We start from the raw sequence: 24,842 nt of genomic DNA, 5'->3' as shown, positions 1-24,842 counted from the left end.
CTAGGGGGTGGTCACGGGGTGCTCCATGGGCTTACCGGGGGGGGGGTCCCTTCAGAATTGAAGGGTGCCCCCCCCAATGGGGGGCGCTGGGCGGGCCCCTACCCCCGCCCAGCGCCCAGCCTGCCCCCAGGGTCAAGGCCAGTGCCAGGGCCCTTGGGGCGTCCTTCGGCCTGGGGCCGTCCCGCGCCCAGCCTGCCCCCCGGTCGTCCTTCGTCCCCGGGCGCCCAGCGCCCAGCCCTACGCCCCCACCCCCCTGCTGATCGTGTAGATCAGCAGGCCCGCCAGTGCGCCCACCACCGTGCCGTTGATGCGGATGAACTGGAGGTCGCGGCCGATGTTGGCCTCGATCTTCTTCGAGGTCTGGGTCGCGTCCCAGCCCGCCACCGTGTCGCTGATGAGGGACGTGATCTCGTCCCGGTACGTCGTGACCACGTACGCCGCCGCGTCCTCCGCCCAGCCCTCGACCTTCGCCTGCAGGCGGCCGTCCGTCACCAGGCGGCCGCCCAGGGAGATCAGGGACGCACGCGCACGCAGCCGGAGCTGGCTGCGGTCGTCCTCCGCTGCCGCGATGATCATGCCGCGTACCGACGCCCACGCCGAGGCGATGATGTCCTGGACCTCCGGGCGCGCAAGCAGGTCCGCCTTCAGGCGTTCCACCCTCGCCCGGGTCTCCGTGTCCCCCTGGAGGTCCGCCGCGAAGTCCGTCAGGAAGCGGTCGATCGCGTCGCGCGCCGGGTGCGCGGGCATGTCCCGCATCTCCGTGACGAAGCGCAGCAGCTCCTTGTAGACCCGCTCCCCGACCCTCCGGTCCACGAAGCGCGGCGTCCAGCCCGGGGCCCCGCCCTGGACCGCGTCCATCACCGAGTCCGCGTGGAACACCAGCCAGTCGTGCGCCCGCGCGCAGATCAGGTCCACGGCCCTGTGGTGCGCCCCGTCCGCGACGACCTTCTCCAGCGTCTTGCCGATCCCCGGCGCGATCTCCGCCGCCTCCGCCCGCCGCGTGATCGCCTCGCCGACCACCGCCTGGATGTCCGAGTCCCGCAGGACCGTAAGGGCGCCCCGGAGGGCGGTGGCGAGTTCGCGCGTCACCCTGTCCGCGTGGTCCGGTTCCGACAGCCACGCGCCCAGCCTGCCCGCGATGCCCAGCGCCGCCAGTCGGCCCCGTACGACATCCGGAGAAAGGAAGTTCTCGCCCACGAACGAACCCAGCGTCGCTCCCAGCTGGTCCTTCTTCGTCGGGATGATCGCCGTGTGCGGGATCGGCAGCCCGAGCGGCCGCCGGAACAGGGCCGTCACCGCGAACCAGTCCGCCAGCGCGCCCACCATGCCGGCCTCCGCCGCGGCCGCCACATAGCCGGCCCATGCGCCCCAGCCCGCGTGCTCCGCCCACGTCGCCAGGGCATAGATCACCGCCACGAGGACCAGCAGGCCCGTCGCCAGTGTCTTCATCCGGCGTACGCCACGGTGACGCTCCGCGTCCGCCGCCGTGTACGAGAACGCCACCAACGGCGGCCGGCGGCGCGTCTCTCCCCCGGGCGTCGCGTCCCCCGCCGTGCCCGGCGATCCGCTCCTCGTCTCGCTCATCACCCCACCTCCCTACATCAACGACTTTCCGGACGCACCTCAAGTTCCCGTTTCCCGTACATCTTCGCGATCACCGCCTCAATGTCGGGCTCCCGCACCGACAGATCCACCAGCGGGTACCTCTCCGCCACCGCCGCCACCAGCGGCGCCGCCGAGGTCGACGCCGGGAACGCCAGCCACTGCCTCGGGCCCTCCGCCCGCACGAAGCGCGCCCCCGGCAGGTCGATCGGCGGCAGCTCGCGCTCCAGGTCCACCATCAGCAGGCGCTCGCTCTCCCCCTCGGAACCCGCCCCGTGCAGGCCCGCCAGCTCCCCGTCGTACATCAGGCGGCCGTGGTCGATCACCATCACCCGGCGGCACAGCTGCTCGATGTCCGTCAGGTCGTGGGTCGTCAGGAGCACCGTCGTGCCCCGCTCCGCGTTCAGCTCGCGCAGGAACTCCCGTACCCGCGCCTTCGACACGACATCCAGGCCGATCGTCGGCTCGTCCAGGTACAGCACCTCCGGGTCGTGCAGCAGCGCCGCCGCGATGTCTCCCCGCATCCGCTGGCCCAGCGACAGCTGCCGCACCGGGACGTCGAGCAGCTCGCCCAGCTCCAGCAGGTCGACGCAGCGCGCCAGGTTCTCCGCGTACCGCGCGTCCGGGATGCGGTACATCCGGTGCACCAGCCGGTACGAGTCCCTCAGCGGCAGGTCCCACCAGAGCGTCGTCCGCTGCCCGAACACCACCCCGATCCGCTGCGCGAGCCGCGTCCGCTCCCGCGACGGGTCGATCCCCGCGACCCGCAGCCCGCCCCCGCTCGGCGTGAGGATGCCCGTCAGCATCTTGATCGTCGTCGACTTCCCCGCGCCGTTGGGGCCGATGCAGCCGACCATCTCGCCCCGCGCCACGCCGAAGCTGATCCCGTCGACCGCCCGCACCTCACGCCTCTCCCGGCGCAGCAGCCCCGTCTTCCGGCGTACCGAGAAGACCTTCTCCACGTTCTGTACGTCGATGAACGTCATCCGAACGACCACTCCTCAGCTTCCTGTACTCCGGTACGCACGAAGGCCCGCCCGCCACGCGAGCCCCGCGAGCCCGCAGCACCCCACCGCCACCAGCGGCGACGCGAACGCCAGCCACCCCGGCACCCCCGCCGGCGCCTCCCGCCCCAGCATGTACAGCGCCGGGAGCCAGTTCACGAACGCCAGCGGTACGACGTACACGGCACCCCGCACCAGCTCCTGCGCGAAGATCGACGGCGGGTACTGGAGCAGCGTGTTCCCCCCGTACGTGAACGCGCTCGTCACCTCCGCCGCGTCCTGCGCCCAGAACAGCGCGGACGCGCCCACCACCATCACCGCCGAGAAGATCACCGCGCCGCTCACCAGCGTCACCGGCAGGAGCAGCACCTTCGTCGCCGTCCACTCCACGTCGACGATGCACAGGGCCCAGACGAGTACGAAGACGCCTTGCGCCACTCTGCCCAGCCGCCGCAGCGCGAACTTGTCCGCCGCCACCTGCGCGAGCACCGGCGCCGGGCGCAGCAGGAACATGTCCAGCGAGCCGTCCCGCACCCGCCTGCCCATCCGCTGCAGCGAGCCCATCGTCAGGTCCGCGATGCCGAAGGACGTGCTGGTCGTCCCGTACAGGAACGCGATCTCCGCGAACGAGAAGCCGCCGAGCCCCTTCACCTGACCGAACATCAGCAGGATCACGACGAAGTCGAAGAACGTGACCGTGAAGGACGTGACCAGGGTCAGGGCGAAGGAGGCGCGGTACGTCATCGTCGAGCGGATCCACATCCCCGCGACCATCCGGTACGTACGCCAGGCATCCCCCAGCCCGATCGGCGCGCGCGAGTCAGCCATGCGGTCAGCCACCCCGTCAGGCACTCGGTCAGCCACCCCGTCAGCCATCCGGTCAGCCGCACGGTCAGCCACCCCGTCAGGCACCGCGTCACCCACCCTGCACCACCACCTTCCGCGTCGCCAGCGACTGCGCCAGCCGGCCCGCCGTCAGCAGTACCGCCGCCCACGCCAGCTGGAAGCCGTACGCCCCCAGCAGCCCCCACCCCTCGTACTTCTCCAGGTACACGTCCGCCGGGATCTGCAGCATCGACGCCCACGGCAGCACCCGCGCCACCTCTCCCAGCGTGCCCGGGAAGACGTTCAGCGGCAGCAGCATCCCCGAGAAGAAGAGCCCGCCCAGCCACGCGACCTGCACCACCCCCTGACCGTCCATCAGCCAGAACGCGGACATCGCGACCAGGTACCAGATCGCGAAGCTGACGAACGAGCCCAGCGCGACGGCCAGCACGAACGCGAGCCAGGTCATCGGCCTGGACGGCATCCGGAAGTCGAAGACGAGCGCCCCGATCACCATCGGCACCGCCCCGCGCACGAGCAACTGGTACGCGGACCGGCCCGCGTTGGCCGAGAACCACCAGGCCTGGAGGTCCGCCGGGCGGTAGAGGTCGACGGCGATGTCACCCGTACGGATGCGCTCGATCAGCTCCTCCTCGAACCCGCCGCCCATCAGCCCGCAGACCGCGAGCAGCCCCTGGCCGATCCACACATAGGCGAGCGCGTCCGCCATGTCGTAGCCACCCAGCTGGGGCCGCTCGTCCCAGAGGGCGATGTACGTGTACGACAGGACGAGGCCGAAGACGGTGTTGGTGAACACCCCCGCCGCCGTTGCCATCCGGTACGTGGCATGGCGCCGGAACCCACCCGCGGCCACCGTCGCGTACAGCCGCAGCATGCCCGGGCCGCCCTCCACCTAGATCCACGGAAGCGCACGACCCTAGCGGCCCGCACTCCGCCACCGCGAGTACTTTTCGAGTCGTAATACGTAGGATTACGGATGATTTGATCCGATACATGCACTATGGGGAGGCCATGCCTCCTTCATCCGGTACGGGAGTTCCAGACATGCGCGACGACCCGCCAGATCGTCCCCACCGACCCGGCTGGGCGCCCAGGGACCCCACCGTCCCCCCGCCTCCCCGTCGTCCGCGGCGCTCGCGACCCGTGCGCCTCCTGCGGGCCGTCGCCGGCACGTTCCTCCTCGCCGTCCTGCTGGGCGCCGGCGGCTTCGTCGCCGGCTACCTGCTCGTCGAGATCCCGCCCGCCAACGCCGCCGCGACCGCCCAGTCCAACGTGTACCTCTACCGGGACGGCACCCCGATCGCCCGCGACGGCGAGGTCAACCGCGAGAACGTCCGCCTCGCGCAGGTCCCCCTCACCGTCCGGCACGCCGTACTCGCCGCCGAGGACCGCGACTTCCGCTCCGCCCGCGCCGTCGACCCCAAGGCCATGGTCCGCGCCGCCTGGAACACCCTCACCGGCAAGGGCCGCCAGTCCGGCTCCACCCTCACCCAGCAGTACGTCAAGAACTACTACCTGGGCCAGGAACAGACCGTCACCCGCAAGGTGAAGGAGTTCTTCATCGCGATCAAACTCAACCGCGAGAAGAGCAAGGACCAGATCTTCGAGGGCTATCTGAACACCAGTTACTTCGGCCGCAACGCCTACGGCATCCAGGCCGCCGCCCGCGCCTACTACGGCAAGGACGCCACCGACCTCGACACCGCCGAAGGCGCGTACCTCGCCTCGCTCCTCAAGGCCCCCAGCGCCTACGACGTGGCGACCCACCCCGAGAACCGGGCCAAGGCCCTCGCCCGCTGGCACTACGTCCTGGACGGCATGGTCAAGGAGCGCTGGCTCTCCCGCGCCGACCGGGCCGCCGCCACCTTCCCGGCACCGCAGACCGCCCGCCCCGCCACCGGCCTCTCCGGCCAGCGCGGCTACCTCGTCCAGGCCGTCGAGGACTACCTCACCGACCACGGCGTCATCGACGAGAAGACCCTCGCCGGCGGCGGCTACCGCATCACCACCACCCTGGAGAAGCAGAAGCAGGACGCCTTCGTCGACGCCGTCGACGCCCAGGTCACCTCCCGGCTCGACCCGGCACGGAACCTCACCGACCGCTACGTACGGGTCGGCGGCGCGGCCATCGACCCCGCGAGCGGCCGCGTCGTCGCCCTCTACGGCGGCATCGACTACACCAAGCAGTACGTCAACAACGCCACCCGCCGCGACTACCAGGTCGGCTCCACCTTCAAGCCCTTCGTCCTCGCCGCCGCCCTCCAGCACGCCTCGCTCACCCAGTACGGCGAGCCGATCACCCCGAACACGTACTACGACGGCACCGACAAGCGCCCCGTCGAGGGCTGGACCGGCGCCCTCTACGCCCCCGCCAACGAGGACGACGCCTCCTACGGCGACATCACCGTCCGCACCGCCACCGACTCCTCGGTCAACGCGGTGTACGCGCAGATGGCCGTGGACGTCGGGCCCGCCAAGGTCAAGGAGACCGCCGTCGCCCTCGGCCTGCCCGCCCGGACCCCCGACCTCAACTCCTCCCCCTCCATCGCGCTCGGCCCGGCCACCGCGAGCGTCCTCGACATGGCCGAGGCGTACGCCACCCTCGCCAACCACGGCCGCCACGGCACGTACACCCTCGTCGAGCAGGTCACCAAGGACGGCGAGGCACTCGACCTGCCCACGTCCGAGGGCCGACAGGCGGTGAGCAGGGAGGCCGCCGACGGGACGACAGCGGTACTGCGGAGCGTGGTGCAGAGCGGTACGGGAACGGCCGCGCTCGCGGCCGGGCGACCGGCCGCCGGCAAGACGGGCACGGCCGAGGACGACAAGGCCGCCTGGTTCGCCGGGTACACCCCGGACCTCGCGACGGTCGTCACGATGATGGGCCAGGACCCGGAGACGGGCGAACAGAAGCCGCTGTACGGGGCGCTCGGCCAGCCCCGCATCAACGGAGGCGGGACGCCGGCGCAGATCTGGGCCCAGTTCACCCGGGACGCGCTGGCGGGCACGGAACCCCGCGAGTTCGACCTGCAGCCGGGCGCGGACGCCGAGGAGTGGCTGGAACCCTTCAGCCCCCTCGACCCCTCACGGCCGAACCTGCAGGAGGAGGGGGAGCGAGAGGGAGAGAGGGAAGAAGGAGCCAGTACTGGAACCGGTGACCTCCAGGAGGACACGGCCCCAGCGGGCCCGGAGCGCCCGCGAGGCCGTGACGTGATGCCGCGTCAGTGACCCGAGGTCGCCTTCAGACCGACCACGGCCACAAGCAGCAGACAGACGAAGAAGATCCGGGCGGCGGTCGCCGGCTCACCGAGCACCACCATGCCGAGCACCGCCGCACCGGCAGCGCCGATGCCGACCCAGACGCCGTAGGCGGTACCGATCGGCAGGGTCTTGGCCGCGTGCGACAGCAGCACCATCGAGGCGACGATCCCGGCGCCCGTGAGAACGCTCGGCCAGAGACGGGTGAACCCGTCCGTGTACTTCATGCCGATGGACCAGCCGACTTCGAGCAGACCGGCGACGAGAAGAAAGACCCAGGCCATGACGACGAACACCTCCGCGAGACGGATCAACAGGGGTGCGTCGTCTTTGCGTGAAGCCCGGTACGGCGCGTCTCGTCGGGTGTTTCCAGGGTAGCAAAGAACAGATAAAAGGCCTGGTGACACCGGTCACCAGGCCTGGAAGACGATCATTTTCGGACGATCTACAGATACAGCCCGGTGGTGCCCTTGGACCCCTCGAACCGGTCCGCGGCCACCGCGTGCAGGTCCCGCTCCCGCATCAGTACGTACGCCACGCCCCGCACCTCGACCTCGGCGCGGTCCTCGGGGTCGTACAGCACCCGGTCACCCGTCTCGACCGTACGCACGTTCTGGCCGACCGCGACGACCTCGGCCCAGGCCAGCCGACGGCCCACGGCGGCGGTCGCGGGGATCAGGATGCCCCCGCCCGAACGCCGCTCGCCCTCGGGAGAGTCGGTCCGGACAAGGACACGGTCGTGGAGCATCCGGATGGGCAGCTTGTCGTCGGTGTTCTCGCTCACGGTCAGAACCTACCTGGCCGGGCGTGTCGCCGGTGCCCGGGAGGGGTCACGCCCCGCGCTTACGGGCCGAGACCGCGAGCAGCCCGACGAGGGCGACGGCGACGAGCGCCACCGGAACCACCCGCTCCAGGCGCGGCGCGCCGTCCTCGTGCGTGAAGCGGGCCTTCACGTCCGACACGGTCCGGTTGACAGCGGCGAACGCGCGTCCGGCGGTGTGGTCGACAGTCGAGGCGACCTTGGCCTTGGCATCACCGACGATCGTCTTCGGATGCATCCGAATGCCGATCTCGTCGAGAGTCTCGGCAAGCTGGTCGCGCCGGCGGACGATGTCCGCCTCGATCTGCGCAGGGGTCCTGGCGTCCGACACCGCGCTGCCTCCGTAGTCGTAATCGGTCCTTGACGGACAGTCTCTCAGTTTCTTGGTCCGTGGTCTGTCTCAGGCCCCCATTAGGCTCGGGCGTGTACGCCCAGACACCCCGAGGAGAGCCATGAGCGAGCGACTTCAGCCCGGCGACACCGCCCCCGCCTTCACCCTGCCCGACGCCGACGGCAAGGAGATCTCGCTCGCGGACCACAAGGGCCGCAAGGTCATCGTGTACTTCTACCCGGCGGCGCTCACCCCCGGCTGCACGAAGCAGGCCTGCGACTTCACGGACAACCTGGACCTGCTGGCCGGCGCGGGCTACGACGTCATCGGCGTGTCGCCCGACAAGCCGGAGAAGCTGGCGAAGTTCCGCGAACAGGAGCACCTGAAGGTCACGCTGGTCGGCGACCCGTCGAAGGAGACGCTGGAGGCGTACGGCGCGTTCGGCGAGAAGAAGCTGTACGGCAAGACGGTGACGGGCGTGATCCGCTCGACGATCGTCGTCGACGAGGACGGCAAGGTCGAACGCGCCTTCTACAACGTGAAGGCGACCGGCCACGTCGCCAAGATCATCAAGGACCTGGGCATCTGACCCCGCGCCTAAAAGGAACGGCCCGCACCCGATTTCGAAACGGTGCGGGCCGTTCCGTATTCCGGACACATTCCGAGGTGACCGTCCGATATTCGGCTCGTTACTCCGTACGAGACCACGAACAGGTGGCCGGGGCGGAGGGGTGCTGGGATGCCGGAAAGTCCGTACACGAGGGAACGGCTCGCGCATGCGGCGGGCACGTCGAGGACGCTGTCGGAGGCGCTGGGGAAGCTGGGGGTGGACCCGAGGAGCGGGACGCGCAGGTATGTGCGGGAGCGGATGAGGAGGCTGGGGGTGGACACGTCGCACTTCCAGCAGGAAGGGGTGCGGTGGACCAGGGAAATCCTGGAGGAGGCGGTGGCCGAGTCGACGAACATGTGGGACGTCCTACGGCGCCTGGGGGTGGAACTCGTCGGCGGGCAGCACACCCACATCAGCCGCCGGATCCGGGCGTACGGCATCGACACCTCGCACTTCGCGCCGCCTGCCCGGACCGAACGCATGAGAGACAACCGGCGTCGACGCACGCCGGCCGAAATCCTGACGATGGACACCTCGGCCCACCCTCTGCGCGCCCAGCGCGACCGACTCAGGAGCGCGATGCTCGAGGTCGGCGTCGAGGAGCGGTGCGCGCTCTGCGGCATCGAGGCGGTGTGGCTGGGCGAGCCGCTCCCGCTTGAGGTCGACCACGTCGGCGGCGACTGGCGCGACAACCGGATCGAGAACCTGCGGCTGCTCTGCCCCAACTGTCACTCGACGACGGACACCTACCGGGGGCGCGGCAAGAGGCGCACCGGATGACCAGTGGCATGCGGTACACCCGCGAGTGCCTGGCGGAAGCCGCAGCGCGGTGCGCCGACATCGACGAAGTCATCGCCTTCCTCGGCACCCGCCCCTACGCGAACCTCGCTCGCTACCTGATGCGGCGCTTCGCGCACCTGGGCATCGATGTCTCTCACTTCCCGCCCTTCGGCAGGCTCGCGCGGCCGAGCACCTGCGAACTTCGGGACGTGGTGGCTGCATCGTCCTCCGTCAGGGAGGTCCTGCACCGTCTGGGCCGGGCGGACAACGGCGCTCAGCGCGCCGCCCTACGACGATGGATCGCCGAAGACGGCCTGTCGACCGCCCATTTCCTCGGGCAGGCCCATCGGCGAGGCAAGGCGAGCGCGACCGCCAAGCGCCCCGAAGAGGTGCTCGTGCGGCACGACAAGAGCAACCGAACGACCACCAAGGTGCTGCGCCGCGCGCTGCGCGGGATCGGTGTGCCCGAGCAGTGCGCTCGGTGCGGCGTCGGACCTGAGTGGCTCGGCAAGCCGATGACGCTGGAGATCGACCACATCGACGGCGACTGGCGCGACGATCGACGCGAGAACCTGCGACTGCTCTGCCCCAACTGCCATGCGATCACCAGCACCTGGTGCAGGGGAGGGGCCCGGCGGAAAGGCTCCTAGCGCCCACCCGATCACCGCAGCCGCCTGTCCCGGTACGATGACAGGCGGCTAGCGGCGGTGGCGCAACGGCGACGCAGCAGACTTAGGATCTGTGGCCCGTGAAACGGCTTGAGGGTTCGAATCCCTTCCGCCGCACCAAGAAGGCCTGCGAATCGAAGGTTGATTCGCAGGCCTCTTTTCGTAAGCGGTCTCAGCCCAGCAGCTCCCGGACCACCGGCACGAGCGCCCTGAACGCCTTCCCCCGGTGGCTGATCGCGTTCTTCTGCTCCGGGGTCAGTTCGGCGCATGTCACGTCGTAGCCGGCCGGCTGGAGGATCGGGTCGTAGCCGAAGCCGTTCGTGCCGGTCGGGGTGGTGCGCAGTAGCCCGCGCAGTTGGCCCTCGACGACGCGCTCGCGGCCGTCCGGGAGGGCCAGGGCCGCCGCGCAGGCGAAGTGGGCGCCTCGGTGGGCGGTGTCGATGTCGGCGATCTGGGCCAGGAGCAGGTCCAGGTTGGCGCGGTCGTCGCCGTGGGTGCCGGACCAGCGGGCCGAGAAGATGCCGGGGGCGCCGTTCAGGACGTCGACGCACAGGCCGGAGTCGTCGGCGACCGCCGGCAGGCCCGTGGCCTGTGCGAGCGCGTGGGCTTTGAGGAGAGCGTTCTCGGCGAAGGTGACGCCGGTCTCCTTGGTGTCCGGGACCTCCGGGTACGCGTCCGCGCCGACGAGCTCGTGAGGGAGGCCTGCGTCGGCGAGGATCGCGTGGAGTTCGGTGATCTTCCCGGCGTTGCGGGTAGCGAGGATCAGACGGGTCATGCTCCCGATTATCCCGGGGTGCAGACCTTGCCGATCTCGGTGGCCGCGTCCGTGATCGGCTTGATGTCCGGGGTCGTGTCGCCGTTGTTGACGGCGGTCTTCACCGTTTCGACGCCCTTGGTGAGGTCGTCCACGGCCTTGGACAGGTCGGCGTTGTCCGTCGTGTCCTTGAGGTTGCCGAGCTCCGTGGAGATCTCGTTCAGGGCATCGTTGAGCTGCGTCGGGTCGTTGGAGGCGTTGGAGACGGCCTGCGAGAGCTTGTCGACGCTGGTGGCTATCGCGTCGGCGGTCGCGACACAGTCCATCGCCTTGTCGAGTGCTCCGCAGCCGACGAGGGTGGTGGAGGCGAGTACGGCAGCCGAGGCCACGGCGATTGCAAGACGGCGCTTCAAGACGGGTCCTCCCCAGAGATGGAAACAAGTACAGGTACGGATACAGGTGCGGACACCGGTACGGCAACGGGCGCACGGTCCATGCCGTGCGCCCGTCCATGAGGACGCCGTAGCGGGCTACAGAGTTCCTTCGAGCGCCTTGCGCTGGATCTCGGCGAGGTCGGCGCAGCCGCCGGACGCGAGGTCGAGGAGGGCGTTGAGCTCCTTGCGGTCGAAGGGCTCGGCCTCGGCGGTGCCCTGGACCTCGACGAAGCGGCCGTCGCCGGTGCAGACGACGTTCATGTCGGTGTCGGCGCGGACGTCCTCCTCGTAGCGGAGGTCGAGGAGGGGGGTGCCGTCGACGATGCCGACGGAGACGGCGGCGACGGTGCCGGTGAGCGGCTTGCGGCCGGCCTTCACCAGCTTCTTGGTCTGGGCCCAGGCGACGGCGTCGGCGAGGGCGACGTACGCGCCGGTGATGGCGGCGGTGCGGGTGCCGCCGTCGGCCTGGAGGACGTCGCAGTCGAGGACGATGGTGTTCTCGCCGAGGGCCTTGTAGTCGATGACCGCGCGCAGGGAGCGGCCGATGAGGCGGGAGATCTCGTGCGTGCGGCCGCCGATCTTGCCGCGGACGGACTCGCGGTCGCCGCGGGTGTTGGTGGCGCGCGGGAGCATCGAGTACTCGCCGGTGACCCAGCCCTCGCCGCTGCCCTTGCGCCAGCGCGGGACGCCTTCGGTGACGGAGGCGGTGCAGAAGACCTTGGTGTCGCCGAAGGAGATGAGGACGGAGCCCTCTGCGTGCTTGCTCCATCCGCGTTCGATGGTGACGGGGCGGAGCTGTTCGGGGGTACGGCCGTCGATACGAGACATGTCACGAGCGTAGCCGTCGGGGAAGGGGGCTTGGTCCCCCGCAGGGGGACAGTGGCCTGGCCCTCGCGCAGGGGCCGTACGGGATCCAGGCCCCGCGCCCCGACAGTGCCCTCGCCCTCCCCCCCTACGCGACGAAGGCCCGGTCCCCTGTCGGACCGGGCCCCCTTCGGGGTGACTCAGCGGTGAGTCGAGCGTGCGTCAGGCGTCGCTCACATCATGTCTTCGATGTCGGCGGCGATCGGGTCGGCGTCCGTGCCGATGACGACCTGGATCGCGGTGCCCATCTTGACGACGCCGTGCGCGCCGGCGGCCTTGAGCGCGGCCTCGTCGACGAGGCTCGCGTCGACGACCTCGGTGCGGAGGCGGGTGATGCAGCCCTCGACCTCTTCGATGTTGTCGATGCCGCCGAGGCCGGCGACGATCTTCTCAGCCTTGCTGGCCATGTCTTTCTCCCTGTCCGTTCCTGTTCGAAGAACGTGAGTCTCGGCGCACCGGTGGTCCGCTTTGTCACGGTAACGCACGGTTGGCCCAACTTCGCGAGCGAGTGCCCTCGTTCTGCCGAATGATGACGATCACCGGCAGCCTGCCCCAGGGGGCTCCGGGAGCCTATCGCAACTGGTCTACACCAGTGTGCAACGCGATTCGGGCCCGGATCGTTCCGGGTCAGGGAGGACGCCGATGAGTACGGACAGCCCGGCCGCCGCGCCGAAGAAGTCGATGTGGGGCGGTCTCTTCCAAGGGCTGCAGAAGATGGGGCGGAGCCTCCAGCTCCCCATCGCCGTACTGCCGGCGGCCGGCATCCTCAACCGTCTCGGCCAGCCCGACGTCTTCGGCGCCGACGGCCTGGGCTGGGACAACGTGGCCAAGGTGATGGCGGGTGCCGGTGGCGCCCTGCTCGACGGCAACCTGGGCCTGCCCCTGCTGTTCTGCATCGGCGTGGCGATCGGGCTCGCGAAGAAGGCGGACGGCTCGACGGCGCTGGCGGCGACGGTCGGCTTCCTCGTCTACTACAACGTGCTGCGTCAGTTCCCCGAGGACTGCCCGGCAGGCACGGCGGACATCAACGGCGGCTGCCTGGCGCCCGAGGAGATCTTCAGCGGGTACACGTACCAGAACCCGGGCGTCTTCGGCGGCATCGTCATCGGCTTGCTCGCGGCCTGGTTCTGGCAGCGCTACCACCGGGTGAGGCTGGTGGACTGGCTGGGCTTCTTCAACGGCCGCCGTCTCGTGCCGATCATCATGACCTTCGTCGCGATCGCCTTCGCGTCCCTGTGCCTGTGGGTCTGGCCGCCGATCGGCGACGGCCTGGAGAACTTCAGCGACTGGCTGGTGGGCCTGGGGGCCTGGGGTTCCGGCATCTTCGGTGTCGCCAACCGCGCGCTGCTCGTGATCGGTCTGCACCAGTTCCTGAACGTGCCCATCTGGTTCCAGTTCGGCACGTACACCAGGCCGGACGGCACGACGGTCCACGGCGACATCCCGATGTTCCTCGCCGGGGACCCGGAGGCCGGTCAGTTCCTGACGGGCTTCTTCCCGATCATGATGTTCGCTCTGCCGGCGGCAGCGCTGGCGATCACCCACTGCGCGCGGCCGAACCGCCGCAAGGAGGTCGGCGGCCTGATGCTGTCGGTCGCCCTGACCTCGTTCGTCACCGGTATCACCGAGCCGATCGAGTACTCGTTCCTCTTCATCGCCCCGGTCCTGTTCGCGATCCACGCCGTGCTCACGGGTGTCTCGATGGCCGTGACGTGGGCGCTCGGAGTGAAGGACGGCTTCAGCTTCTCGGCGGGTCTGATCGACTACGTCATCAACTGGAACCTGGCGACCAAACCCTGGCTGATCATTCCGATCGGCCTCGGCTTCGCGCTCGTGTACTACGTGATCTTCCGGTTCGCGATCACCAAGTTCAACCTCCCGACGCCGGGGCGCGAGCCGGAGGAACTGGCGGAGGAGATGGACAAGGACGTGACCAAGGCGTAGTCGCAGCCGGCCGCTCCCCCACGACTCGGGCCTTTCGTCCCGAGTCCTGACGCCCCGAAAGGCCCTCGGACCTCATGGTCCGGGGGCCTTTCGTCGTTCACGCCGAGCGATGGTCCGGGCACGGAGAATTCGCAGGTTCCTTATCTAAGTCTCACGTGCTAAAACTGGTCTACACCACTCATTGGTGTAGACCACGCGGTCCAGACCACCGCGTTCCACGAGACGCCGCCGTCACCCCCTTTCACTGACCTCTGGCGGCGCCTTGCCTACTGGAGGAAGTTGATGAGTACGGCCACCGCCCAGGCCGCCGCTCCCGCGAAGAAGCGCGGATCCGGCCTGTTCCAGGGCCTGCAGAAGGTAGGTCGCAGCCTGCAGCTGCCGATCGCCGTGCTGCCGGCCGCGGGTATCTTGCTCCGTCTCGGCCAGCCCGATGTCTTCGGCAAGGACGGCCTCGGATGGGACAAGGTCGCCTCCGTGTTCGCCACGGCCGGTGACGCAGTCTTCGCCAACCTGCCGCTGCTGTTCTGCATAGGCGTGGCCATCGGCTTCGCCAAGAAGGCCGACGGCTCGACCGCCCTGGCCGCCCTCGTCGGCTTCCTGGTGTACAGCAACGTCCTCAAGGCGTTCCCGGTCACCGAGGCCATCGTCAACACCACCGAGAACAACGGTGTCGACGTCGCGGCGACGTACAACAACCCCGGTGTCCTCGGCGGCATCCTGATGGGTCTGCTGTCCGCGGTGCTGTGGCAGAAGTACCACCGCACCAAGCTGGTCGACTGGCTCGGCTTCTTCAACGGCCGCCGTCTCGTCCCGATCATCATGGCCTTCGTCGGCACCCTCGTCGGCGTGATCTTCGGCCTGGTCTGGGAGCCCATCGGCAACGGCATCTCCAGCTTCGGCGAGTGGATGACCGGCCTCGGCGCCGGTGGCGCCGGCCTCTTCGGCCTCATCAACCGCGCGCTGATCCCGGTCGGCATGCACCAGTTCGTGAACACCGTCTCGTGGTTCCAGCTGGGTGACTTCACCGACGCCGCCGGCAAGGTCGTCCACGGCGACATCGGCCGCTTCTTCGCCGGTGACCCGACCGCCGGTCAGTTCATGTCCGGCTTCTTCCCGATCATGATGTTCGGCCTCCCGGCCGCCGCGCTCGCCATCGCGCACTCCGCCCGCCCGGAGCGCCGCAAGGCCGTCCTCGGCATGATGATCTCCCTCGCGCTGACCTCCTTCGTCACCGGTATCACCGAGCCGATCGAGTTCACCTTCATGTTCATCGCCCCGGTGCTGTACGTGATCCACGCGGTCCTCACCGCCATCTCGATGGCCGTGACCTGGGCGCTCGGTGTGCACGCCGGCTTCACCTTCTCGGCGGGTGCGATCGACTACCTGCTGAACTGGAACCTGGCCACGAAGCCCTGGTTGATCATTCCGATCGGTCTGGTCTTCGCCGCGATCTACTACGCGGTCTTCCGCTTCGCGATCACCAAGTTCAACCTCCCCACGCCGGGCCGCGAGTCCGACGAGGAGCTCGAGGACCTCACCAAGGCGTGAGCCTCGCCCCGCACGACGGAAAGGCCCCGGAACCGCAAGGTTCCGGGGCCTTTCCCGTACGTCCGCAGCAGCTCAGATCTCGTACACCGCTCCCGCGTACGCCAGCTCCGAAGGCCCGTCGTAGACCGCGCGGGCGTCCGCGAGGTTCTGGGCGCCGTCCGTCCACGGCGGGATGTGGGTCAGGATCAGGCGGCCCACCGAGGAGCGGGCCGCCTCCGCGCCCGCCTCGCGGCCGTTGAGGTGGAGGGCCGGGATGTCTTCCTTGCCGTGCGTGAAGGACGCCTCGCAGAGGAAGAGGTCCGCGCCCTCCGCGAGTTCGTGCAGGGCGTCGCAGGCTCCCGTGTCGCCGGAGTACGTCAGTGAGCGGCCGCCGTGCTCGATCCTGATGCCGTACGCCTCCACCGGGTGGCACACCTTCTCCGTACGTACGGAGAACGGGCCGATCTCGAAGGAGCCCGACTTCAGCGTGCGGAAGTCGAAGACCTCGCTCATCGACTTGTCCGAGGGGGTGTCGGCGTACGCCGTGGTCAGGCGCTGCTCGGCGCCCTCCGGGGCGTAGACCGGGATCGCGTCGCAGCGCCCGCCCTCGTGGCGGTAGTAGCGCGCGACGAAGTACCCGCACATGTCGATGCAGTGGTCGGCGTGCAGGTGGCTGAGGAAGATGGCGTCGAGGTCGTACAGACCGATGTGGCGCTGCAGCTCGCCCAGGGCTCCGTTGCCCATGTCGAGGAGCAGCCGGAAGCCGTCGGCCTCTACGAGGTAGCTCGAACAGGCCGAGTCCGCGGACGGGAACGACCCGGAGCAGCCGACGACGGTGAGCTTCATGGAGCGTGAACCTCCGAGGGCGGAGAGCGGCGGGGGAGGTCGTGCGATGCGTCGAGCGTAAGGCGCGACTCCGCTCGTCGCTCCTCCGCGGCGGCCCGTTGTGGGCGAACTCACGGGCTCTGTCACCGGTTCGGATGGACCTGGGGCGGGAGAGCGACGGGTACGGGCGGCCGGTAACGTCTTGGGGTATGGACACGTCCTGGTGGCCGGCGCTCGTCGCGGTCGTGGTGATCGCGCTGGTCGTGGCGCTGGCGGACGGCCGGAAGCGGTCGGCGCGGCGGCCCGGTGGCCGGACGCGCCCGTCGGCGCGGCCCTCCGGGCGTCCACCCGTTCGGCCGAAAACCCCCCGTAAGGCGCCCGGCGGAGCTCCCGGCAAGGCGCCCGCGCGGCTCCCCCGGGCGGGCGAGATCTGGTGGGCGGACGTGCCCTACGAGGACGGGCCCGGGTCGAAGGACCGGCCGTGTCTGGTGCTCGCGCTGCGCGGGGACTCCGCGCTGGTCGCCAAGATCACCAGCAAGTACCACGACGAGCGGCCGGGCGTCATCGCGCTGCCGCCGGGGTCCGTGGGGGACGCGCAGGGGCGGCCGAGCTTCCTGGAGACCGATGAGCTGCGGGAGGTCCCGGTGTGGGAGTTCCGCCGCAAGGTGGGGACGGCGGACCCGGTCGTGTGGGACCAGGTCCGCCATCTGGCGTCGTGAGCGACAGGGGCCTTACGCCCCAGGCTGAGAGACGGGCGCCTTACGCCCAGAGCTGGCCCTGGACCGTCTCGATCGCCTCTTCCGTCGTCGCCGCCGTGTACAGGCCCGTCGACAGGTACTTCCAGCCGCCGTCCGCGACCACGAAGGCGATGTCCGCGCTCTCGCCGGCCTTCAGCGCCTTCTGGCCGACGCCGATCGCGGCGTGCAGCGCCGCGCCCGTGGAGACGCCGGCGAAGATGCCCTCCTGCTGGAGGAGTTCCCGGGTGCGGGTGACCGCGTCGGCCGAGCCGACCGAGAAGCGGGTGGTGAGGACCGAGGCGTCGTACAGCTCGGGGACGAAGCCCTCGTCGAGGTTCCGCAGGCCGTAGACGAGGTCGTCGTACCGGGGTTCGGCGGCGACGATCTTGACGTCCGGCTTGTGCTCGCGCAGGTAGCGGCCGACGCCCATGAGGGTGCCGGTGGTGCCGAGGCCCGCGACGAAGTGGGTGATGGAAGGGAGGTCCGCCAGGATCTCCGGGCCCGTCGTGGCGTAGTGCGCGCCCGCGTTGTCCGGGTTGCCGTACTGGTAGAGCATCACCCAGGTGGGGTTCTCGGCCGCGATCTCCTTGGCGACCCGTACCGCCGTGTTCGACCCGCCCGCCGCCGGGGACGAGATGATCTCGGCGCCCCACATGGCGAGCAGCTGGCGCCGCTCCTCGCTGGTGTTCTCCGGCATGACGCAGACGATGCGGTAGCCCTTGAGCTTGGCCGCCATCGCCAGCGAGATGCCGGTGTTGCCGCTGGTCGGCTCCAGGATGGTGCAGCCGGGGGTGAGCCGGCCGTCCTTCTCGGCCTGCTCGACCATGTGGAGCGCGGGGCGGTCCTTGACCGAGCCGGTGGGGTTGCGGTCCTCCAGCTTGGCCCAGATGCGGACGTCGTCCGACGGGGAGAGCCGGGGCAGGCGGACCAGGGGCGTGTTGCCGACCGCCGCGAGCGGGGAGTCGTAACGCATGGTGGATCAGACCATGCCGCCGGCCACGGCCGGCAGGATCGTGACGCTGTCGCCGTCGGCCAGCTTGGTCTCGATGCCGTCGAGGAAGCGGACGTCCTCGTCGTTGAGGTAGACGTTGACGAAGCGGCGCAGCTGGCCCTTGTCCACGATGCGGTCCTCGATTCCGGCGTGGCGCTTCTCCAGGTCGGCGAAGAGCTCGGCGAGCGTCCCACCGCTGGCTTCGACGGACTTCTCGCCGTCGGTGTAGGTGCGGAGGATGGTCGGGATGCGGACCTCGATGGCCATGGCGTGGGCTCCTGTTTTCGGGAGTCGGGAGTGGCGTGAAAGGCGCGCGGCTCTGGGCCCCCGCGCGGGGTGGTGCTTCGTGGGGCGCTGGTCGGTACGAGCGCCCCCGCTCACATCGCGCTGGCGAGACGGCACAGGTCGACGTGCAGCCGCGCCACGAGCAGCGCGCTGCCCGGCGTCGTCACTTCGCTCACGTCGTGGGAAACCATGCGGTCATCGTATCGATTCCCGGTCCGGGTTCCGGAATGTGATCTCACATGGCGGACGCTTCGTGCTCGACTGGCGGACCGGGGACGTAGACGACGGTCGGCGTGCCGGTCCTCGGATGCGGGATGACCTCGGCTTCCACACCGTAGACGTCCGCGAGCAGGGCGGGGGTGAGGACCTCGGCCGGCGGGCCCTCGGCGACGACGCGGCCGCGCTCCAGGACGTACAGCCGGTCGCAGTAGGCGGCGGCGAGGTTGAGGTCGTGGAGGGCGAGGAGGTTGGTGGTGCCCAAGTCGCGGACGAGCCGGAGCACTTCGAGCTGGTAGCGGATGTCCAGGTGGTTGGTGGGCTCGTCCAGGACGAGGAGCGCCGGGTCCTGGACGAGGGCGCGGGCGACGAGGGCGCGCTGGCGTTCGCCGCCGGAGAGGGTGGGGTACGGCCGGTCGGCGAGCTCGGCGATGCCGACCCGGGCGAGGGCGGTCTCGGCGCGCGTCCGGTCGGCGGCCGTGTCGCCCTCCCAGAAGCGCTTGTGCGGGGAGCGGCCGAGGGCGACGAGTTCCTGGACGGTCAGCTCGAACTCGGTGGAGCCGTCCTGCGGGACGGTCGCGATCCGGCGGGCGCGGGCCTTGGGCCCGAGGGCGGACAGGTCGTCGCCGTCGAGGAGGATGCGGCCGGAGGTGGGGGTGAGGGTGCCGTAGACGCAGCGCAGGAGGGTGGTCTTGCCGCTGCCGTTGGGGCCGACGAGCCCGATGGTCTCGCCGGGGCGGGCGGTGAGGTCGGCGTCGTACAGCCGTGTCTCGTACGAGAGTCCCTGGACGCGCAGCTCCGTCGTACCGGGCCGGGAGGTCATACCGGGCTCCCTTCCGCGCGGTGGCGCATGAGCCAGAGGAAGAAGGGGCCGCCGATGAGCGCGGTGAGGACGCCGACCGGGATGTCCTGGGGCGCGGCGACGGTCCGGGCGGCGAGGTCGGCCAGGATCAGGGCGAGCGCGCCGCCGAGCGCGGCGACCGGCAGGAGGCGGCGGTGCGGGGCGCCGACGGCCATCCGGGCGGCGTGCGGGACCATCAGGCCGACGAAGCCGACGGCCCCGCTGACGGAGACCATGACGGCGGTGACGAGCGAGGCCAGGACGAAGACGGCGGCCCGGAAGCGGGCGGTGTCCAGGCCGAGGACGGTCGCGCCCTCCTCGCCGACGAGGAGCAGGTCGAGCGGGCGGGCGAGGGTGACGAGGAGCGCGGTGCCGAGGGCGACGACGATCGCGGGCAGGGCGAGGGAGTCCCAGCGGGCGGAGCCGAGGCCGCCGAGGGACCAGAACATCGCCTCCTGGACGTGCTCCGGCCGCCGGGACAGGACGAGGAGCAGGGTGGTCAGCGCCGACAGGATGTAGGAGACGGCGACGCCCGCGAGGACGAGCCGGGCGCCGGTCATCGTGGAGCCGCGCCGGGCCAGGGCGTAGACCAGGACGAGGGCGAACAGGGCGCCCGCGAAGGCCCCGGCGGGCATGGCGACGGTGGTGGTGACCCCGCCGCCGATGCCGAGGACCAGGACGAGGACGGCCCCGCCGGCCGCCCCGGAGGAGATCCCGAGGAGGAAGGGGTCGGCGAGCCGGTTGCGGACGAGGGCCTGCAGGACGGCGCCGACGACGGCGAGTCCGGCGCCGACGACCGCGCCGAGCAGCACGCGCGGCAGCCGGACGTCGAGCACGATCGTGCGGTACGGGGACGGGGCGGCGCGGCCGGTGAGGATCTCGACGACCTGGCCCACGGGTATCCGTACGGAGCCGAGGGCGACCCCGACGACGACGGCGACCGCGAGGGCCGCGAGGAGGCCGGTGACGACGAGACCGTACGGGAGCGGCCCCCGTACGGGGGCGGCCGCCTTCACCGGCGCCCGCCCCGTCACCGACGTCACCGGTTCGGGTGGAGCTGGGCGGAGAGCTTGTCGACGGCGGCCGGGACGCGGACGCCGAGGACCGCGTCCGAGAGGGGCATGACGGCGAAGCGCTTGTTCTTGATCGCCGGGACGTCCTTGAGGGCGGGGTCGTCCAGGAGGCGCTTCTTCTTCTGTTCGACGGTCGTGGAGCCGTAGTCGTAGATGACGATCACGTCGGGCTTGCGGGCGACGACCTGCTCCCAGGTCGCGTCGCCGAAGGTCTTGTCCAGGTCGGCGAAGACGTTGCGGCCGCCGGCCCGGGTGATCAGCTCGTTGCCGATGCCCTTGCCGCCGGCCGTGAACGCGGTCTTGTCGCCGCTGTCGTAGACGAAGACCGACACCGGGGCGACCCCCTTGAGCCGCTTCTCGGTCGCCGTGACGGTCTTCTTCGCTTCGGCGGTCCAGTCGGCGCCGCGCTCGGGGACGCCGAAGGTCCGGGCGACCTCGTCGACCTCCTGGTAGAGGTCGGCGAGGGAGGAGGCGCCGGAGGGGCAGTACTCCATGTTGAGGCGGCTCTCGATGCCCGACTTCTTCAGGTCGTCGCGGCCGCGCCCTGCCTTGGCGTCGAAGGCGCTGGCGTAACCCCCGTAGACGAAGTCGGGGTTGGCGGCGAGCAGGGCCTCCTTGGAGGGGTACTCCTTGGAGAGCACCGGCACCGCGTCGTACGCCTTCTTGTACGCGGGCAGGATCCGGTCGTCGAGGTAGGCGGTGCCGGCCAGGGACTTCTCCAGGCCGAGGGCGAGCATGACCTCGGTGACGTGCTGGTTCATGGTCACGGCCCGCTTCGGCGGCGCCTGGAAGGTCGTCTTCACACCGCAGTTGGAGACGGTGTACGGGAATCCCGGCGCGGACTTCCCCGCGGGGGCGGCCTGCTCCGCGGGGGCCGCGCAGGCGGCGAGCAGCGGGACGAGGGCTGCGGCGGGCAGCAGGGTACGGCGGTGCCGGGTGAACACGGACGTGCCTCCTCCGGGGATTTCCACGTCCCCAGTCGGTGGTGAGAGGCGGCAGGTCAGTTCCTGGCTCCCAGCGAGCGAAGTCGCTGGTCACAGTGGCGGGACCGCGCCGGATTGCACACCGGCTTCCTGGGTCCTGCCGCCCTTGATTGTCGCGTCAGTCTCTCAGACGGTCATACGACCTTCGCGGGTATCCCTCACACGTACTCCTCGACCACCTTGATGTCCTCTTCCGTCACGACGCCGTCGACGATCGTGTAGGAGCGGAACTGGAAGGGGCCCGCGCCGTCGGTGTCGGCGGTGGAGACCAGGACGTAGTGGGCGCCGGGCTCGTTCGCGTACGTGATGTCGGTGCGCGAGGGGTAGGCCTCGGTGGCGGTGTGCGAGTGGTAGATGATCACGGGCTCCTCGTCCCGGTCGTCCATCTCGCGGTAGAGCTTCAGCAGGTCGGCCGAGTCGAACTCGTAGAACGTGGGCGAGCGCGCCGCGTTCAGCATCGGGATGAACCGCTCGGGGCGGCCGCTGCCGGCGGGACCCGCGACCACGCCGCAGGCCTCGTCGGGGTGGTCCGCGCGGGAGTGTTCCACGATCTGGTCGTACAGGGCCCGGGTGATGGTCAGCATGGCGACAGGATAAGCAGACGGGCCGCCCCGTACCGAGGAGTGGTACGGAACGGCCCGAATGCCGAGACGGAGCAGGTCAGGAACGCTTCACGAAGGCCGCGCCCTGCGGGTTGCGCGCCTTCAGGATCAGGTACGAGACACCCAGGAGCAGGCCCCACAGGGGGGCGCAGTACAGCGAGATCCGCGCGTCCTTGTCGATGCCCATCATCACGATGACCATGCCGATGAAGGCGAGCGAGAAGACGCTGAACCAGATGCCGCCCGGGGCCTTGAAGGAGGACTGGGGCAGCTCGCCCCGGTCGGCCTTGAGGCGGAAGCGGATCTGGCAGACCAGGATCATGATCCAGGCCCACATGCCGGAGATGGTCGCGAAGGAGACGACGTAGTTGAACGCCTCGCCCGGCCACTGGTAGTTGATCCAGACGCCGACCATCATCAGCCCGGCCGAGAAGGACGTACCGGCCAGCGGCAGGCCGTTCTTGGTGAGCTTGGTGAAGAACTTCGGGCCCTGGCCGTTGAGCGCGAGGTCGCGCAGCATGCGGCCGGTGGAGTACATGCCCGAGTTGCAGGAGGACAGCGCGGCGGTCAGCACGACGAAGTTCACGATCGCGGCGCCGATGCCGAGGCCCATCTTCTCGAAGGCCGCGACGAACGGGGAGATGCCCGGCTGGAAGTGGGTCCACGGGACGACCGACAGGATCATGATCAGCGCGCCGACGTAGAAGACGGCGATGCGCCACGGCACGGTGTTGATGGCCTTGGGCAGGACGGTCTTCGGGTCCTTGGACTCGCCCGCCGTGACACCGACGAGCTCGACGGCGAGGAAGGCGAACATGACCATCTGCAGGGTCATCAGGGTCGAGCCGATGCCCTTGGGGAAGAAGCCGCCCTCGGACCAGAGCAGGCTGACCGAGGCGGTGTCACCGGCGTCGGAGAAGCCGATGGTGAGGACACCGGCGCAGATCAGGATCATGCCGACGATCGCGGTGACCTTGACCATCGAGAACCAGAACTCGAGCTCGCCGAAGAGCTTGACGGAGATCAGGTTCGCGAGGAACAGGACGACCGTGAAGATCAGGGCGAAGACCCATTGCGGCTGATCGAGCCAGCCGTTGGCGTTCTTGGTCCAGTACTGCATGTACGCGGAGGCCGCGGTGACTTCGGTGATGCCGGTGACGACCCAGAAGAGCCAGTACGTCCAGCCGGTCACGAAGCCCCAGAAGGGGCCGATGAACTCGCGTGCGTACTCCGAGAAGGAGCCGGACACGGGCCGGTACATGAGGAGCTCGCCGAGCGCCCGCATGATGAAGAAGATGACGAGGCCCGCGATGGCGTACGCGAGGATCAGGCTCGGTCCCGCCTTGGAGATGCCCTTGCCCGCTCCGAGGAAGAGGCCGGTGCCGATGGCGCCGCCGATCGCGATCATCTGGATCTGGCGGGCGCCGAGTGCCCGGTGGTAACCCTCGCCGTCGGCGGAGTCCGCGGCCTCATTGCCGTCGTGCTGCTTGTCGACCTGCACTGAGGTCATGTTGATGCGCCTTTCTCCACGCTGATCCCCCCGGATATGGCTGGAGTGCTACCGGCGGTCAGCCGGCCAAGCGCCCCCGGGGACATGGGTGGCGTCCCCGAGTGGTCGTGAAGATTTATCACGGGGGAAACAGTGATCGAGGTGGGGCGTTGTGGCGCACGCCACATGAAAAAGGGGTCAAAAGCCACTCAACAGGACCAGTAAGAACACTTTGGTGACGTATTCGTTATCCGGATTTGAGTGTCCGCTGAGCGAACGGCGCGCTACCGGCCGGTATCAGGCGGCGGGCATCAGGCACCTGGCATCAAGCGCCCGGCACCCGGCATCAGGCGCCCGGCACCCGGCATCAGGCGCCCGGCATCAGCGTCTCGACGAGCGACTCCTGGAGCGCGCCCAGCCAGAGGTACGCCATCACCATCGGCTTGCGCGGGTCGGAGTCGGGCAGCCGGTACAGCTCCCCGCTCTCGTCCTCGTCGGTGACCTCGAGGCGCGTACCGATCGTCAGCCGCAGGTCGTTGAGCGCGCCGAGCCAGGCCCGGGACTCGTCGGCGGTGAGCTTGAGGACGGCGCCGCCGTCCTCGTCGGTCGGGGTGAGCGCGTCGAGGGTGCGGATCACCATGAGGGTGTCCTGCCGCTTGCGGGCGCGCAGGTCGTTCTCGGTGAAGCGGCGGAAGTCGGCCGCCGCCGAGCGCAGCTCCTCGCTCTCGTCCGCGTACGCGTCGGGGAAGAGCCGCTTGAGCGCGGGGTCGCTCGGGGCCTCGCTCGGGCCCTCGGCGAAGAGCGCGGCGAGCGGGTCCTCGCCCTCGACGGGCTCGTCGCCCGGGCCGATCAGCTCCATGAGCTGGACGGCGAGGGAGCGCAGGATGGCGATCTCGACCTCGTCCAGCGCGACGGCGGCGCCGCCGCCGGGCAGGACCTCGAAGTGTCCGGCCATCAGCCGCGGTCCTGGGTGAGGGTCGCCCACAGCCCGTAGCCGTGCATCGCCTGCACGTCCCGCTCCATCTCCTCGCGCGTACCGCTGGAGACCACGGCCCGGCCCTTGTTGTGCACGTCGAGCATCAGCTTGTGCGCCTTGTCCTTGGAGTAACCGAAGTACGCCTGGAAGACGTAGGTCACATAGCTCATCAGATTGACCGGATCGTTGTGGACGAGAGTCACCCACGGCACGTCCGGCTCCACGACGGCGAAAGTCTCTTCAGCCGATTCCGTGCGTTCGATCTCAATAGGCGCGACGCTCACTTACCCCATGCTGCCACCTCGGGAGGGGGGTCGCACAAACGGGTCAGCCCTGGTGCGCTCGAACGGAGGGGGCGCGGAGCCGGCCTGCGGGCGACCCG

29 protein-coding genes, 1 tRNA gene and 2 riboswitches are annotated in these 24,842 nt (G+C 69.8%); of the genes, 8 read left to right on the top strand and 22 right to left on the bottom strand.

The window, feature by feature from the left end:
* Nucleotides 1-237: 237 nt before the first annotated feature.
* The 4 genes from ACFWRO_RS23985 to ACFWRO_RS23970 form a co-directional block, all read right to left on the bottom strand.
* Nucleotides 238-1,584 (bottom strand): DUF445 domain-containing protein, encoded by a 1,347-nt coding sequence (locus tag ACFWRO_RS23985; protein WP_384513104.1) that lies wholly within the window; start codon nucleotides 1,582-1,584, stop codon nucleotides 238-240.
* 17 nt (nucleotides 1,585-1,601) lie between these two features.
* On the bottom strand, nucleotides 1,602-2,588 hold the full coding sequence (locus tag ACFWRO_RS23980) for an ATP-binding cassette domain-containing protein (RefSeq protein ID WP_384513103.1): 987 nt from the start codon (nucleotides 2,586-2,588) through the stop codon (nucleotides 1,602-1,604).
* A 15-nt stretch (nucleotides 2,589-2,603) separates the two neighbouring features.
* Complete coding sequence (locus ACFWRO_RS23975) at nucleotides 2,604-3,434, bottom strand: ABC transporter permease (protein ID WP_384513102.1); 831 nt, start codon at nucleotides 3,432-3,434, stop codon at nucleotides 2,604-2,606.
* A gap of 88 nt (nucleotides 3,435-3,522) precedes the next feature.
* On the bottom strand, nucleotides 3,523-4,323 hold the full coding sequence (locus tag ACFWRO_RS23970) for an ABC transporter permease (protein WP_384513131.1): 801 nt from the start codon (nucleotides 4,321-4,323) through the stop codon (nucleotides 3,523-3,525).
* A 140-nt stretch (nucleotides 4,324-4,463) separates the two neighbouring features.
* On the opposite strand from ACFWRO_RS23970, the gene ACFWRO_RS23965 reads away from it, so the two are divergent.
* Nucleotides 4,464-6,680, top strand: coding sequence for a transglycosylase domain-containing protein (locus ACFWRO_RS23965; RefSeq protein ID WP_384513101.1), 2,217 nt, complete (start codon nucleotides 4,464-4,466; stop codon nucleotides 6,678-6,680).
* On the opposite strand, the gene ACFWRO_RS23960 is transcribed toward ACFWRO_RS23965, so the two are convergent.
* The 3 genes from ACFWRO_RS23960 to ACFWRO_RS23950 all read right to left on the bottom strand — a co-directional run bounded on the left by ACFWRO_RS23960 (nucleotide 6,674) and on the right by ACFWRO_RS23950 (nucleotide 7,861).
* Nucleotides 6,674-6,994 carry a DMT family transporter gene (locus ACFWRO_RS23960; RefSeq protein ID WP_384513130.1) on the bottom strand — a complete coding sequence of 107 codons (321 nt, stop codon included), beginning with the start codon at nucleotides 6,992-6,994 and terminating at the stop codon, nucleotides 6,674-6,676. The two genes, ACFWRO_RS23965 and ACFWRO_RS23960, sit on opposite strands and share 7 nt — an antisense overlap.
* A gap of 34 nt (nucleotides 6,995-7,028) precedes the next feature.
* Nucleotides 7,029-7,097, bottom strand: a riboswitch (guanidine-III (ykkC-III) riboswitch).
* Between the two features lie 58 nt (nucleotides 7,098-7,155).
* The gene (locus tag ACFWRO_RS23955; RefSeq protein ID WP_384513100.1) at nucleotides 7,156-7,494 is read right to left on the bottom strand and encodes a GroES family chaperonin; all 339 of its coding nucleotides are present in this window, start codon (nucleotides 7,492-7,494) and stop codon (nucleotides 7,156-7,158) included.
* Nucleotides 7,495-7,540: 46 nt separating this feature from the next.
* The gene (locus ACFWRO_RS23950; RefSeq protein WP_384513099.1) at nucleotides 7,541-7,861 is read right to left on the bottom strand and encodes a DUF3618 domain-containing protein; all 321 of its coding nucleotides are present in this window, start codon (nucleotides 7,859-7,861) and stop codon (nucleotides 7,541-7,543) included.
* Nucleotides 7,862-7,982: 121 nt separating this feature from the next.
* On the opposite strand from ACFWRO_RS23950, the gene bcp reads away from it, so the two are divergent.
* The 4 genes from bcp (at nucleotide 7,983) to ACFWRO_RS23930 (ending at nucleotide 10,039) form a co-directional block, all read left to right on the top strand.
* Nucleotides 7,983-8,450, top strand: coding sequence for a thioredoxin-dependent thiol peroxidase (gene bcp, locus ACFWRO_RS23945; protein WP_384513098.1), 468 nt, complete (start codon nucleotides 7,983-7,985; stop codon nucleotides 8,448-8,450).
* A 150-nt stretch (nucleotides 8,451-8,600) separates the two neighbouring features.
* Nucleotides 8,601-9,251 carry an HNH endonuclease gene (locus ACFWRO_RS23940; protein ID WP_384513097.1) on the top strand — a complete coding sequence of 217 codons (651 nt, stop codon included), beginning with the start codon at nucleotides 8,601-8,603 and terminating at the stop codon, nucleotides 9,249-9,251.
* Nucleotides 9,248-9,901, top strand: a complete 654-nt coding sequence (locus ACFWRO_RS23935; RefSeq protein WP_384513096.1) for an HNH endonuclease — start codon at nucleotides 9,248-9,250, stop codon at nucleotides 9,899-9,901. Before ACFWRO_RS23940 ends, ACFWRO_RS23935 begins: the two co-directional genes overlap by 4 nt.
* Before the next feature lie 51 nt (nucleotides 9,902-9,952).
* Nucleotides 9,953-10,039, top strand: a tRNA-Leu gene (locus tag ACFWRO_RS23930).
* Nucleotides 10,040-10,091: 52 nt separating this feature from the next.
* Here the strand turns inward: ACFWRO_RS23930 and rdgB are convergent.
* From rdgB to ACFWRO_RS23910, 4 genes are all read right to left on the bottom strand, one after another.
* On the bottom strand, nucleotides 10,092-10,694 hold the full coding sequence (rdgB, locus tag ACFWRO_RS23925; protein ID WP_384513095.1) for an RdgB/HAM1 family non-canonical purine NTP pyrophosphatase: 603 nt from the start codon (nucleotides 10,692-10,694) through the stop codon (nucleotides 10,092-10,094).
* Nucleotides 10,695-10,702: 8 nt separating this feature from the next.
* Entirely contained in the window at nucleotides 10,703-11,086 is a 384-nt protein-coding gene (locus ACFWRO_RS23920) for a hypothetical protein (RefSeq protein WP_384513094.1), read from the bottom strand.
* Nucleotides 11,087-11,203: 117 nt separating this feature from the next.
* Nucleotides 11,204-11,935, bottom strand: a complete 732-nt coding sequence (gene rph, locus ACFWRO_RS23915) for a ribonuclease PH (protein ID WP_384513093.1) — start codon at nucleotides 11,933-11,935, stop codon at nucleotides 11,204-11,206.
* A gap of 209 nt (nucleotides 11,936-12,144) precedes the next feature.
* Complete coding sequence (locus ACFWRO_RS23910) at nucleotides 12,145-12,378, bottom strand: PTS glucose/sucrose transporter subunit IIB (RefSeq protein WP_030222228.1); 234 nt, start codon at nucleotides 12,376-12,378, stop codon at nucleotides 12,145-12,147.
* Between the two features lie 235 nt (nucleotides 12,379-12,613).
* Between ACFWRO_RS23910 and ACFWRO_RS23905 the strand changes: the two genes are divergently transcribed.
* Together ACFWRO_RS23905 and ACFWRO_RS23900 are read left to right on the top strand one after the other, a co-directional pair.
* Nucleotides 12,614-13,915, top strand: a complete 1,302-nt coding sequence (locus ACFWRO_RS23905) for a PTS transporter subunit EIIC (protein WP_384513092.1) — start codon at nucleotides 12,614-12,616, stop codon at nucleotides 13,913-13,915.
* A 282-nt stretch (nucleotides 13,916-14,197) separates the two neighbouring features.
* Nucleotides 14,198-15,463, top strand: a complete 1,266-nt coding sequence (locus ACFWRO_RS23900; protein ID WP_384513091.1) for a PTS transporter subunit EIIC — start codon at nucleotides 14,198-14,200, stop codon at nucleotides 15,461-15,463.
* A gap of 72 nt (nucleotides 15,464-15,535) precedes the next feature.
* Here the strand turns inward: ACFWRO_RS23900 and ACFWRO_RS23895 are convergent, their stop codons facing one another.
* Nucleotides 15,536-16,288: an MBL fold metallo-hydrolase gene (locus ACFWRO_RS23895; RefSeq protein ID WP_384513090.1), complete on the bottom strand. Its 753-nt coding sequence runs from the start codon at nucleotides 16,286-16,288 to the stop codon at nucleotides 15,536-15,538.
* Nucleotides 16,289-16,476: 188 nt separating this feature from the next.
* Between ACFWRO_RS23895 and ACFWRO_RS23890 the strand changes: the two genes are divergently transcribed.
* A complete protein-coding gene (locus ACFWRO_RS23890; RefSeq protein ID WP_384513089.1) occupies nucleotides 16,477-16,986 on the top strand; it encodes a type II toxin-antitoxin system PemK/MazF family toxin in 510 nt (169 codons plus the stop codon).
* A gap of 40 nt (nucleotides 16,987-17,026) precedes the next feature.
* Here the strand turns inward: ACFWRO_RS23890 and ACFWRO_RS23885 are convergent, their stop codons facing one another.
* From ACFWRO_RS23885 to clpS, 10 genes are all read right to left on the bottom strand, one after another.
* The gene (locus tag ACFWRO_RS23885) at nucleotides 17,027-17,977 is read right to left on the bottom strand and encodes a PLP-dependent cysteine synthase family protein (RefSeq protein WP_384513088.1); all 951 of its coding nucleotides are present in this window, start codon (nucleotides 17,975-17,977) and stop codon (nucleotides 17,027-17,029) included.
* Nucleotides 17,978-17,983: 6 nt separating this feature from the next.
* Entirely contained in the window at nucleotides 17,984-18,262 is a 279-nt protein-coding gene (locus ACFWRO_RS23880) for a MoaD/ThiS family protein (protein ID WP_384513087.1), read from the bottom strand.
* Nucleotides 18,263-18,372: 110 nt separating this feature from the next.
* Nucleotides 18,373-18,471 carry a putative leader peptide gene (locus ACFWRO_RS23875; protein ID WP_361962636.1) on the bottom strand — a complete coding sequence of 33 codons (99 nt, stop codon included), beginning with the start codon at nucleotides 18,469-18,471 and terminating at the stop codon, nucleotides 18,373-18,375.
* A 44-nt stretch (nucleotides 18,472-18,515) separates the two neighbouring features.
* Nucleotides 18,516-19,319 (bottom strand): ABC transporter ATP-binding protein, encoded by an 804-nt coding sequence (locus ACFWRO_RS23870; RefSeq protein ID WP_384513086.1) that lies wholly within the window; start codon nucleotides 19,317-19,319, stop codon nucleotides 18,516-18,518.
* Nucleotides 19,316-20,371 (bottom strand): FecCD family ABC transporter permease, encoded by a 1,056-nt coding sequence (locus tag ACFWRO_RS23865; protein WP_384513129.1) that lies wholly within the window; start codon nucleotides 20,369-20,371, stop codon nucleotides 19,316-19,318. Before ACFWRO_RS23865 ends, ACFWRO_RS23870 begins: the two co-directional genes overlap by 4 nt.
* Before the next feature lie 5 nt (nucleotides 20,372-20,376).
* Nucleotides 20,377-21,354 (bottom strand): ABC transporter substrate-binding protein, encoded by a 978-nt coding sequence (locus ACFWRO_RS23860; RefSeq protein ID WP_384513085.1) that lies wholly within the window; start codon nucleotides 21,352-21,354, stop codon nucleotides 20,377-20,379.
* A gap of 36 nt (nucleotides 21,355-21,390) precedes the next feature.
* A riboswitch (cobalamin riboswitch) is annotated at nucleotides 21,391-21,555 on the bottom strand.
* On the bottom strand, nucleotides 21,552-21,977 hold the full coding sequence (locus ACFWRO_RS23855) for a Mov34/MPN/PAD-1 family protein (protein ID WP_384513084.1): 426 nt from the start codon (nucleotides 21,975-21,977) through the stop codon (nucleotides 21,552-21,554). (Overlaps the previous riboswitch by 4 nt.)
* 76 nt (nucleotides 21,978-22,053) lie before the next feature.
* Nucleotides 22,054-23,505: an amino acid permease gene (locus ACFWRO_RS23850; RefSeq protein WP_384513083.1), complete on the bottom strand. Its 1,452-nt coding sequence runs from the start codon at nucleotides 23,503-23,505 to the stop codon at nucleotides 22,054-22,056.
* A 346-nt stretch (nucleotides 23,506-23,851) separates the two neighbouring features.
* Nucleotides 23,852-24,439, bottom strand: a complete 588-nt coding sequence (locus tag ACFWRO_RS23845) for a DUF2017 domain-containing protein (RefSeq protein WP_384513082.1) — start codon at nucleotides 24,437-24,439, stop codon at nucleotides 23,852-23,854.
* A complete protein-coding gene (clpS, locus tag ACFWRO_RS23840; protein ID WP_352187447.1) occupies nucleotides 24,439-24,744 on the bottom strand; it encodes an ATP-dependent Clp protease adapter ClpS in 306 nt (101 codons plus the stop codon). Before clpS ends, ACFWRO_RS23845 begins: the two co-directional genes overlap by 1 nt.
* Nucleotides 24,745-24,842: the final 98 nt, after the last annotated feature.

Origin of the sequence: Streptomyces sp. NPDC058579, assembly GCF_042718575.1 — a bacterium.
In the GTDB taxonomy this organism is placed as follows: domain Bacteria; phylum Actinomycetota; class Actinomycetes; order Streptomycetales; family Streptomycetaceae; genus Streptomyces.
This window is presented reverse-complemented; position numbering and strand designations above follow the sequence as displayed.